This window comes from Pelagicoccus mobilis (genome assembly GCF_016595505.1).
Taxonomy (GTDB): domain Bacteria; phylum Verrucomicrobiota; class Verrucomicrobiia; order Opitutales; family Opitutaceae; genus Pelagicoccus; species Pelagicoccus mobilis.
On the sequence record NZ_JAENIL010000056.1, the window covers coordinates 1 to 12,272 of the forward strand.

Sequence of the window (12,272 nt, forward strand, 5' to 3'; positions counted from 1 at the left end):
AGGTCGCGGCGTCCGCCAAAGCCATCCGACACTTGTGTCGCAAGGCTTTGGCAGCCTTGCGCTGCTTCGATTTGGGCTCGAACCAGCAAAGAGCTAATTTAAAGACACGCCCTTGAGGACAACCGATCAAAAAATGAGAATACCGGGCGAGCGACTCACCCGCCCGGCTTGTGCTTCGTACTAGAACTTAAATGTGTTACGGAGCTCCCAACGCATACCTTCACGGATACGCATCGCCGCGATGGAGCCATCGGGGTTGACGCTGACTGGAACAAGACCAACGTCGTCGCCAACGCCCTTGAGATTTAGCTGGATATCCCAGTTGATGGAGTCCCTCAAGTCTCTGTTGTAGCCAACCCAGAGATCAATATTATCGGTGCTTCCTCCGTAGATTGGATCGTTAGGATCAAGGTTATCTTGAGCCGAATTTAGCCCGTTGCCAACGATCAGATCATCTTCCCAGCGATAGCCAAGACCGACACGAACGCCGTCAAACTTACCTTCCTTGAACTCGTAATTGTTGACGAAGTTGAAACGCCATGGACGAATTTCGGGGGCAGGCAGACCTTCGGCCTCTTGCTGGAAGAGGTATGGCTTCCAAATGAAGTCTTCGAAATACTCCCGAGAGGCACGGTCGCCCGCCCACCATTGGCGAATGTCGCCTGCTGGGCTGTCGTAGAGATTTCGATACGATTGCAGGAAGGCAGCGAAGTTCTCGCCAATCGATCCACGGCTCGCTTCTGTCTTAACCGCGTTCGCCCACATATGCCAGTTCTCATTCACCTGAAAGCTGAACTCGAACTCGAATCCTTCTGAGTGTTGATCGACAGTTCCGATCGGGGTTAGACCATTGATGCTTCCATTACCAGATGGCTGCATCGATACGATGTTCGCCGAGGTGTTGACCGCGAAGTTCGGGTCGGTGATACCTTGAGCACGAACCGCAGGATCATCGCTCTTGAGTTTTGCGACGTCAATCGGCCAACCGTAAGCATCATACCACTCTTGAGGGAAGAGGTTATCCCAAACGGCTTGGATCATACCTTCTTGCGCCTTTAACGACGGGTGGTCGAATGGACTCGCCAACTCGTTTCCGTCAGGGTCTACGGTCGGCAAAACGTGTGCATCATAACCGTATCCATCATCTGGCCACGCATAATTATATGCCCAACTCTGCCAGCCAATCTCGCTGTTCCAGTCAGCTGATGGGTCGGCATTGTACACGCTTCGAATTCTTTCCATCTTGAGAGCGTGACCAATCTGCCAGACGTTGTTGCGAACGAGGAACCAGGAGTTAGAACCGAGCGGGTCACCACCTGGGATCTGAGCATTCTTCTGGCTTGTCTCGAACCAAGTCGCCTTGACCGACATCTTACCATCAAGGGCCTTGAAGGTCAGACCGTAGTCCTTTGACTCCCCTGATTCGTTAGGCAGCGAAGAACCATCGTAGCCTACACGGTCAGCAGGGATGAAATTCTCGGACTCACCGTAGAAGAAGGTGAAGTCATCGAAGAACGGCAGCTTATCATTGATAAACTCAGGAGTCTTCAGGACCACACCCCACGATGTCGTTTCCCCCTTGATGACAAGCTCAGCTGGAGACTGACCAAACAAATCGAAGTTTGGATCCACTGCTCCAGAACGAGGATCGGACACAGGAGCCGTTGCCGAGAAGGTTGTAGAAGTGTCTTCGCGGTACCCGTAGGTGGGGATAATGTGACCATCCAAGAGACGCGCCTGCCAAGTTACACCTAACGACTCGATTTCGATGTCTGATTTGTTAGCGGAACGATGAACCTTGTTGTAGTCGTACGGATTGTTGACATTGAGGATGTTGAAGTTGTTTGTTGTCCAACCGACATAGTTGTCTGGATTGTCCTTTTGAGTGGCTTCTCTGCCATCGAGGGGACGGATCCACACGTCTTCCGGGTTCACACCATTAGCATTCCAAGTTCCGTCAAAGTACCCGATCGAGTAGAGACCCGACGGACTGAAACGACCGTTAACAGGCAAGATACCAAGTCCGTCTGCGACGTTCGCATTACGGAGGTCGCCCGACACGTACTGGACATAGCTAACCTTACGGTCGTATCCAGATATTCCTGAATCAGAGAGCGGAAGCGTATCCACCCAGTCATAGTCTGTCGCGAACGGACGATAGCTTCTGTTCGAGCTTTCCACGTTGTCCTTTTGGAACAAACCAGTGAAGGTATGGCGGCCAAGCAATTTTCCGAAGAAGGAATCATCTAGCTTTTCCTGTAGGTCCAGCTTGTAGAAACCAGTGAGACGGGAGTTCTTGCGTGTAGTGGAATACTCACGACCATTGGCATCACCGGAAACGAAGGCACGCCCCACGTTCGGATTGACCACGCCACCTGATACGGTACTGAAATCGGGCACCTCGTCTGGTTCTAACCCCGTACGATCCCAAGAGGAAACCGCCGAACCACCCATTGGATCACCCACGAACTTGTGAGTGTTGATATCGATGCTGAGGGAGTTCTGATAGTAGGAATCGCCTCCTCGAGTCATAGATTGGCGGTCGAAGAAGAGTTCGACTCCAGCATTTCCATCGAGGAAGGTTTGCGAGATGGAAGCGTTAAAAGCTTCGAAGTCGTTATACTCGCGCTTGTTGTCGCCATCGATCAGGTGATTATAGAAGTCGAAGATGTTCGTATCCTGAACAACTCGATTCTTCCAGAAAGTCGACGCACCTGGGAAAGACCCCGGAGTACCGCCGTTTACGTTCTGAGCGTATTCATTGAAGCCCGCGACAGAGTTCATGCGGATCATATCAGCGAAGCCCCCGATGCTCTCTTCCGTGCGGGCCTGCATCTGCTGGATACCAGTCACCTGCCCTGTCACATTGTCGATGATGAAAGTCGGGTTGGTTCCGATCAAACCTGGATTCTGTTGGCCGACCCATGGCTCCCATTGATCTGGGTAGTCATCATTGACGCGTGTGCCACGGTCCATCTGCATGCCGTACTTCCACGCCGCTTGCGGGTGGAAAACCTGCCGATTCAAGCCGTTGGGATCGAAGAAGGCAGTGATGCGGTCATCCGGTGGTGTGAAGCGCGGAGAGTTTGCTGCGATATCCCCGTGCTCATAACTCAACTGGATGTTCGTTGGTGCTTGATCACCTCCAATGATCTGAGGGTTGTATTGCAGCGTGGCGTAGATACGCTGTGTATCCTTGTAAGCCTCGTCCTGACGGTACTTTTCCGCGTCATCCAATCCAATCAAACGGAAGGCCATCTTGTCTTCGATCAACACCTTGTTTGCATCGAGCACGAAACGGACGCGGCCAAACTCGTCGAGCGTGTTCTCCACACGATACTGATCTTGGAAACTAGCCTTCTTGAGGGCGCTGTTAACAATGCCAGAGGCACCGGCTACACCAAAGAGAACGGAATTAGGACCACGTTGGATCGTAACCGCATCCACGTTGTAGGAATCCCAAGGAATATCTGTACGGAAGAAATCACGGGTATTGTCAGCACTGGAAAGACCACGCACACGACTGTTGGTATGAGGAGCAATCAGCTCCTCCTCGAGGTTACCTGTGTTCCCCAAACCGGAGAAATTGCCTTCGAGACCACCGGTCTCGGTTGAAGGCGTGTACGTGAGCAGATCCTCCGCTCCAGTTACGCCAGTGTCTCTCAAGAACGTTTCAGTGACTGTACTAATCGAAGCCGCGAGGTCGCGTACGTTCGTACGGATACGAGTACCGGCAAGCGTCTCTTCGGTGGTGTATCCACCTTCATTGCTAGCCTCTACGGTGAAGGGCGAAAGCTCGAAGACATCCTCCGATTCGTCCGCTTCCTGGGCATGCATTCCAACAACGGGCAACAATGCCGCCCCAATATACATCGGGGTGAATTTGCGCATCAGATACGATGGGCAACGTTCAAGTTTAGGGTATTTTTTCATTCGTTTGCGTAGTTTGCAATTTCGCCCTCTGTCCAACCGGCTCCTTCAATTTCGACACGAAAATTGAAACAGCCCTAGCGGGCAGTGCGTGGGGATGAAACAGTGGGCAGGGTGTACATGTTAGCGGTACGGAAACCGCATGTTTCCCTTTCTGCGGGGAGTCGCGAATTTCCCAAGGCCTCCGCGAGTCAAATAGTTGACAGACCCATCTCCCCGTTGAGCTGCGAACCATAGCCCGAAGTTGAATCCCCTCCTCAGGTCAGACGTGACAATCACCAGTCAACAGTTTGTCCGACTAACGATTGGCTCAACGCAACGCGCCCCTTCTAGCTTCAGGTGAACACAAAATTCCATCACCTCAGTATTCACCCATCCATCACAACTAGATGAGATACAGTACCCCAATCATTGCTGCCCTATTTGTATTAACTTTCCATTCCTTCGGACAACCGGACACCGTACAGGAGCTGATTCGAGTCAACCAATTCGGCTATCAACCAGAAGCGAACAAAGTTGCTGTCATCGCAAATCCGATGAGTGGATACAATCAGGACTCTGAGTTTCTTCCCGGAGAGACTTATCAAATAAGGCGAAGCGAAGACGATAGCGTTGCCTTCGAAGCGACCATTGAGATTTGGCAAGAAGGGAAAGTGCACGAACAGTCCGGCGATCAAGGCTGGTGGTTCGATTTCTCCAGTCTCGAGGAACCTGGAGAGTATTATGTCTGGGACGTACAAAACGAGGCCAGATCACACCTCTTCGAAATCTCCGAAACCATCTACAACCAAGTCCTTATCGCCGCTGTGAGAACGTTTTTCTATCAGCGACTCGCCTTCAAAAAAGAGGCGAAATTCGCAGGAGAAGATTGGGCTGACGATCCGGCATTCCTGCAAGACTCAGCGACCCGCAATGTCTTTGATCGCGAGAATTCCGCAACAGAGAAGGATCTCTCTGGTGGATGGATGGATGCGGGCGACTACAATAAATACGTCACCTTCGCCGAGGTTCCGATTCATCAACTTTTGAACGCTTACGAAGAGCGTCCCTCCATCTGGGGCGATAATTACAATATTCCCGAATCAGGAAATGGTATCCCTGACCTGCTCGATGAAATTCACTTCGAAATGCTCTGGCTAGAAAAGATGCAAGAGGACGATGGAGGAGTTCTTCTAAAAATGGGTGACGTGGACTTCAACGTAGCAAGTCCACCCAGCACTGACGCGCGTGACCGATTTTACCTACCCGCATGCTCTTCTTCGACAATTTCCGCATCCGGTATGTACGCCCATGCTGCATTCGTATTCAAAAAAGTCCCACAATGGGCAGAGATGTCTGCAAGACTCGAATCGAGAGCCATCGATGCTTGGAATTGGTATCACGCCAATCCAAAAGAAACGGATTGCGATACAGGCATCGTAAAATCGGGTGACGCGGATCGCCCTCTCTATCGCCAACTCGAGTCCTCGATTTTGGCAGCTATCTACTTGCATCAGTTGACTGGCGACCAGGAGTACTCCGATTATATCGAGTCTAACTATCTCGACCTCGCGACGTTTGTGAGCGGAACCTATTCCTTGTACAACGCGTACGCCTCCGAAGCCCTCCTCAACTACGCCTTCAGCAAATACGCCACACCCGAGTTTGCAGCAGAAATAAAACGCCGCAGAGAAACCTACTCCAATACCGACATGGTTCTCAGCTGGCAGCCCGGTGCAGACCTCTACCGGGGTTATATGCCTGACGATCAATACCACTGGGGAAGCAATATAGTCAGGGCTAATCTGGGCAACGCCTGCACAGATTTCTTCACATTTGAGCTAAGCCCTAAGCAACCTGAAGCACTCAAACTAAGGGCGGAAAACATGCTTCATTACTTTTTCGGGGTAAATCCAATGGGTATTGTTTACATGACGAACATGGGTAGTTTCGGAGCCGAGAAGAGCGCGATGCAAATCTACCACTCCTGGTATTCCGACGGTAGCGCCTGGGACGAGAACCCCGCGCCTGGATTCGTTCCCGGCGGTCCAAACGCTAGTTATTCCGGATCAATCGAGTCCCTGAAGGAGCAACCCGTTCAGAAATCGTATCTGGATTTCAACGACAATTGGCCAAAAAACTCTTGGGAAATCACTGAACCTGCCATCTACTACCAATCAAGCTTCATTAAATTTCTATCGAGATTTATCCCCGAACCTAATCTGGATCTTACCGATTCGGATGAAGATCAGATCATTTCCGTTTTCGAGTCCTGGATGGGGCTTTCGCAGGAGACACAAGAGCAGCTCTCTTCACAAATCTGCTTCAGCGATGGGGATCAACTAACGGTCGTCGAGTTCCCACACAATCCGCTGCAATCCCACCTTCCCGTAGAAATCGAGGTTTCCTCCGACCTGCGGAACTGGGCGCCTCTCGACCTAAACCAAGGAAGCATCAGGCAGATCAATGGTCGAAGCATTGCCGAAATCCCAACCGAAAACCTGCCAGAGTCACAGCGCTTCGCCAGGCTCCGATTGGTGGGCAACTAATCCGAGACCTGCCTCATCAAGCTGGAATTCGACGAGCATCCACCTTAGTCAACAATTTGACCCCACACCTGTTTGACCCAGAGCGTTAATTTCTCATTTTCGAAACAGACCCCCTCCTTGTAAAGCATCACCCCTTACAGATTCGGGCCTCGCGAACATTTTCTGAATTTGCCTCGAACCTGCTTTCCATGCCGAAAGCAGCACCCTCCGAGTTCACACAGTTGAATTCAGTGGATTCGCCACTTCATAGGCCAACGTACCCTCAACACCCCCTCTGGCACCTCTCACCGTTCAACTTAATCAACGGTTTGAATTTTCAGGCATTCGCCTCCTCGACCTCCAAACAACTCTAATACACCTGCCCCCAATGACCAAAAGCCAATCCGCCACCCCGACTATCCGTGATATCGCCAAACTGGCGAAGGTTCACTACTCGACGGTTTCATTGGCCCTCAACAACAACCCGCGCATCCCCCTCGCAACACGCAACCATATCCAAGAGATCGCGGCCTCACTCGGGTACTCTAAAAACTCAGCGCTCTCCGCCCTATCAAACTGTCGGCATGAAACCGAGAGCCAACAAGCGCCTCAACTGCTCGTCGTCTCGAATCGAGAGACCTATCACGAGTTCAAACGCCTGAAACACAATCAGCTCATACTTTCCGGCATCTCGCACCAGGCAAAACTTTTGGGTTACGATTCGGATCTCGTTATCGTTGGAAACCAAGCGGACTCCATCGACACCCTGAAAGCAAAAGCATTTTCGAAGGAAGTCAGTGGCATCATTCTCGCTTCTCTCCATCCGCCTTTCCCTTCCCTGTTTTCCGGGCATTCCAATATTCGTCTCGTGAAGATCGACTCCGCATTCATAAAAGGCCCCGGCATGCAGATCTCTTGCGACAATCAACAAGGGGTCCGTCTCGCTCTTCGCAGATTGGCTAAAATCGGATACTCGAAGATCGGGCTCGCCACAGGTCGCTACGACGACCTCTCAACATACGGGCATCACTACGGTGGATACAAGATCGGGATGTCAGAGAACGGCTTGCCAGAGTATCCGATTCACATGATGGAGGAAAGCGACACCGACGAAGTCGCTACAGACAAGCTCGAGAGATGGATACGTGAACACAAATTTGATGCGGTAATCAGCAACTGGAATAGTATCCCTGTTTACCTACACAAATCCGGATTCGCCCAAGAGCACGAATTCGCCTTCTGCTCCCTCTCATTGCGGAGCAAAGAGATACCTTATGCTGGTATCGTTCAAAACCACCACCGGCTCGGCGAGCAAGCCGTCAACGTAATCGCCGGCAGCATGATAACTGAACAAAGCCAAGAGTCGATGTTCATCGAGGGATTCTGGAAGGACGGCGACCTGTATCCTCATCTTGGCGACATCGATTGGCACAACTTCGAATGAGAGCGAAACAAAAAGACATAGCGCAACGGGCCAACGTCCATATATCGACCGTTTCTCTAGCCCTTTCCGGAAGCTTAAAAATCTCGTACAAGACCAAGCAAAGGATCCTCGATATCGCTTCGGATATGGGATACAAGCGCGACCCGAATCTCGATGCGTTCATCCAGCACCGCTCAAAACGTACGTCCACCCGCTCCCAACTTTCGGTCGGTTTCATCGTCGACGAGAAGGCAGCGGCATCGCCTGAATTCCAGGATTTCAAACGGAGTTTAGATCAAAAGTCGAACGAGCTGAACATAAAGACAGAGTTTTTCACCACCAACGAAAACGCGCGAACTACAGATCGAATCCTCGACATATTGAATACAAGAGGAATCACGGCCATTCTCGTGTACACGCAATCCGAGCTCACCGGGAACCGGGATAAGTGGAACCAATTCTCAGTCATAAAAATCGACTCACTGTCTTTTATGACCGAGTTTGATGCCATCGCCCCGAACTACCGGCACGCCAGTCGCTTCGCGGTCGACAAACTTAAGAAACGGGGGTGTCGTCGTATTGGCTTGGCCATTGAATCAGAGTATTCCTCCCTTTGCGATCATCAGCAGGAAATGGGATACCTGATACAGACGAACACTGACGAAGATCTCCCTCAGATTCCTATTTTCAACTGGCGAACAACCCTCCCAATAGAGCAAAGGAACCGCAAAGCAGCTGAATGGGCAGCAACCCACCAGCTCGACGCCATCATTACGGACAGCCGGGACCTGGAATGCTTCTTCGAAACCGAGAGATTCAACCTTGAGCTGGCATCTTTGCGGATCACAGATTCCTCGAAACAACAAGGCGTGTTGATAGACAACGTCGCCCTTTGCCAAGAATCGCTGAACCTGATCAGGACATTGGTAAAACTGAATCAAAAAGGGATCCCTTCCGTAAGTTCCGTGCGTCTCCTAAGTCCCGAATGGGTAGACAAATCAGACTCGTATCTCAACTTTCGATACAGCTAACAAAACAACTCAAAACACGCTGTAGACGAGATCGCTGATCTCGTACGCGATCCACGATCGCGTCTACAGTGAGGATCGCCCAAAAACGGAGGACAACTCTCCGTCGTTGCCACAAGCAGCTACTTGTCTAATGCTTCCGACGCCCTGGCAAAAACGACAGGCATGCCTTCGCTCAAAACGACGACCAACTCCTTCGAACCGTCGCCGTCGATATCACATGAGGCCAATCCTCTTGGGCTCCCTTGGAAGGAGAGTCCTGAATCCCACGGCAAGACGCTCTCAAACGCTCTTTCGCCCTTGTTCAAGAAAAGCCCGAGATGCCCCTTTTCGAAACGGTTGGCCCAAGGCTCAGGCGATTGCAACTCCAAGGACATGAGGACATCAAGCCTCCCATCTCCATCGATGTCTTCTAGAAGCAGATCCATTGCTCGTCCCGATTGAGCAAACGCTGGTAGCGCTTCAAACCGATAACGCCCATCCTTTTCCATCCAAAAGATGCCGGACCTCAATTCACGAACCTCCTTAAAACGATACCCCTTCTCTTCCAGATTCGGAAACATCTCCTGTAAACTCTGTTGGGCAAAGGCCTCGTAGCTGAGACTTCTTGATATATCGCCAGGGAACGACTTCTCAAATCTCCACTTCGCTTCTAGAGTCCACTCCTTTCCTTCTGACACAACGGTCTCGATTAAATTGACCGGCTCAGAGGATCGCTCCCCATACCAAAGTCTCATTGGTTCACTGGAGCTCGCAGTCATCTCGGTGTTCAACCCCCAGTTTCCGGCAACAATATCAAGGGTTCCATTTCCATCCAAATCGGCAACCGCAAGTTGTGACCAAAGCCCATTCAGGGAATCCAAATCGCCTCGATCCTTCGAAGACCGACGCAACTCGCCCCCTTCATTCTCGATAATCGAAATGCACCCCCACTCCGTGGCAACTGCCAAGTCCAGGTCCCCGTCCGCATCCAAGTCACCCCAGCACGCGTCAGCGACCTTCCCCAACTCCAAAGCGTCATCATCTAAACTCACAGCGCTAAGAGCCCCATCGGTGTGCGACCATAACTCCGAGCTCTCGCTGTACGGATACTTACCGGGCACCAGTCGCGTTCCTACAAATAAGTCCGTCTCTCCATCCGCATCGAAATCAGCCGCTTCCACCACACTGGAAGAAGAATACGATTCAGAAAACGCTAAGCTCCAATCTCTTTCCAGATAGCCGTTCCCATCATTCAAATACAAGCGATTCGCATAAAATGAATCCCCCGCTTCCATTTCGACACCACCAGAAGCAGCCAACAGATCCAAGTCCCCGTCACCATCCCAATCCACCAAATTCAATTCCAGATCCTCGGAGCCAAAGTCCGTTTCGAAATCAATCGAGGAAACATCTTGGAAAGTGCCCGAACCATCGTTCAACAGGAGCAAAGTCTCTTGTCCCGTGGAACCTCCCAGAACAAGATCAACATCTCCATCCCTATCGACGTCTCCGTGCACGATCGCTCCGCCCAATCGAGACTCACGGAAAGATAGTAGCGGTTGATCCAACAGATCCAAAAATCGAGCTTCTGTGCGTTCCGCCTTTTCAGGCAGTTTGCCATCAATAGCAGTAAACATCCGAGACCGACTTTTCGACCAGGGCTCATCTCTAGCATTCCCGCCCTCCTCCAGCAGGAAGTTTCCATTTACTGGTAGATCCTCAAATACTTCGACAGCACCACTCGGCCAGCTTACTTCGACTCGGTCTATGCGACTGGAGTTACCCAGCCCAAAATGCAGGATCGGTTCGTCAGAAGACATATATCCACGCATAGGATACATTTCCTTGACTTGAACCAGACCATCGGACTCGAGCCGGATCCGAGCTCCTATTCCAAAAGAATTACTCTGTTTCCCTTTTAAACGGAATGTCACCCGACTCCCCTCATCCTCGTCATTCCGGAAGATCGAAAGCTTGTCCTGGAAATTATTGATAGCCAAATCCAAATCGCCATCCCCATCCAAGTCGCCACAAGCAACCCCAAAGCTGACTCCCAACTTGTCCAAGCCCCAAGCTGCACTCCTGTCCTCAAAGGTCAGGTCCCCAAGATTCTCAAAAACAAGATTCCTCTCCTTCAATGTGGGTTGATTTCGAAAGACGATCGCCATCCACTTATCACTAGAGAATCTCTTTTGCTTCTTCCCAAGGTCGCCATCATGAAACGATCGCAGCATGCCGTTCGTAGCAAACGCGTCCAATCGACCGTCGTTATTGAGATCGAGCAATCGCGACGCCCATGTCCAGTCTGTGCGAGCCAATCCACTTAGATACGCGATCTCCGCAAAGTGAGTCTCCGAGAGTTTCAGCAGCAAACAGTTCTTCAGGTATTGCGGCGTGTCGCCAACTTTGTGCAAGTCAAAGACGTGATCGTGATTGCCCACTGTTCTCAGATGCTGCTCGCGCGAAGTTGCCGCCATGTCAGCCACCCAGTAGTCCGAGTGCCCATCGTTGTTCACGTCTCCAAAATCAGCCCCCATCGAGTAGTACGGAACCTGGGGCATTACCTCCGAGAGGATATCTGTGAACGTACCGTCCTTATTGTTTTCATACAAACGGTCCAAATCAGAGAAATCGTTAGCAACGTAAATGTCTGGCCAGCCATCTTCGTTATAATCCCACCAAAGTGCAGAGTGACCATGCCCTGCTCCAGATATGCCGATATCCTTCGAAACCTCTACGAAATGCCCACCATCATTGCGAAAGACCATGTCCTCTAGCTTCGAGAAGTTAGCTCCCTGATGAATCAAGTTATTCAAGAGGTAAAAATCCAAATCACCATCGCGGTCGTAATCCGCAAAGCTGGCCATGCCGCAACCAGACTTTACCGCCACACCTCGCTCTTCCGCCTCTTCAGTAAAACGACCCGTCCCATCATTGATCCAGAGTTCATTTCCTGCACCGACGAAGCACAAATACAGATCCAAATCGCCATCATTATCCACATCCGCAAAGCTGCACCCGCTTCCTGGTGCTGGATTGTCAATAATTCCGGATACATCTGTGACATCTTCAAAGCGCATGCCTCCCAGATTCTTGTACAACCTACTCTTTTCGTCTTTACTGACGACAAACAGGTCGGGCTTCAAATCGCCATCTACATCGCCGAGAGCGATTCCGGTACCGATCGTTCCAAGAATATACTCGCGCCAACGCTCGGTCCAAACCTCCGGGCCGCTGTAGTTGTTCTCGAACTCACCGACTCCTATCGCGCCCGCATCAAGCTCCGTAAACAATGTCCCCTGTTCCGTTCCCTCGCTTGGGGGGACAAACTCGGTGAACTCCACGCTCTCAGAACGCCCGCATAACAAAATCAAAAGCCACAAGGTAACTCGTCTCATAACC

5 protein-coding genes are annotated in these 12,272 nt (G+C 51.2%); 3 read left to right on the plus strand and 2 right to left on the minus strand.

Annotated features, from left to right (window positions below):
* Positions 1-180: 180 nt before the first annotated feature.
* Positions 181-3,933 (minus strand): TonB-dependent receptor plug domain-containing protein, encoded by a 3,753-nt coding sequence (locus tag JIN87_RS22760; protein WP_200357937.1) that lies wholly within the window; start codon positions 3,931-3,933, stop codon positions 181-183.
* A gap of 386 nt (positions 3,934-4,319) precedes the next feature.
* Between JIN87_RS22760 and JIN87_RS22765 the strand changes: the two genes are divergently transcribed.
* The 3 genes from JIN87_RS22765 to JIN87_RS22775 all read left to right on the plus strand — a co-directional run bounded on the left by JIN87_RS22765 (position 4,320) and on the right by JIN87_RS22775 (position 8,891).
* Positions 4,320-6,458 carry a glycoside hydrolase family 9 protein gene (locus JIN87_RS22765; RefSeq protein WP_200357938.1) on the plus strand — a complete coding sequence of 713 codons (2,139 nt, stop codon included), beginning with the start codon at positions 4,320-4,322 and terminating at the stop codon, positions 6,456-6,458.
* A gap of 367 nt (positions 6,459-6,825) precedes the next feature.
* Positions 6,826-7,881, plus strand: coding sequence for a LacI family DNA-binding transcriptional regulator (locus JIN87_RS22770; RefSeq protein ID WP_200357939.1), 1,056 nt, complete (start codon positions 6,826-6,828; stop codon positions 7,879-7,881).
* Entirely contained in the window at positions 7,878-8,891 is a 1,014-nt protein-coding gene (locus JIN87_RS22775; protein WP_200357940.1) for a LacI family DNA-binding transcriptional regulator, read from the plus strand. The genes JIN87_RS22770 and JIN87_RS22775 overlap by 4 nt, the downstream gene beginning before the upstream one ends.
* A gap of 119 nt (positions 8,892-9,010) precedes the next feature.
* Here JIN87_RS22775 and JIN87_RS22780 read toward each other — a convergent pair whose 3' ends face one another.
* The gene (locus JIN87_RS22780; protein WP_200357941.1) at positions 9,011-12,268 is read right to left on the minus strand and encodes a VCBS repeat-containing protein; all 3,258 of its coding nucleotides are present in this window, start codon (positions 12,266-12,268) and stop codon (positions 9,011-9,013) included.
* Positions 12,269-12,272 lie beyond the last annotated feature (4 nt).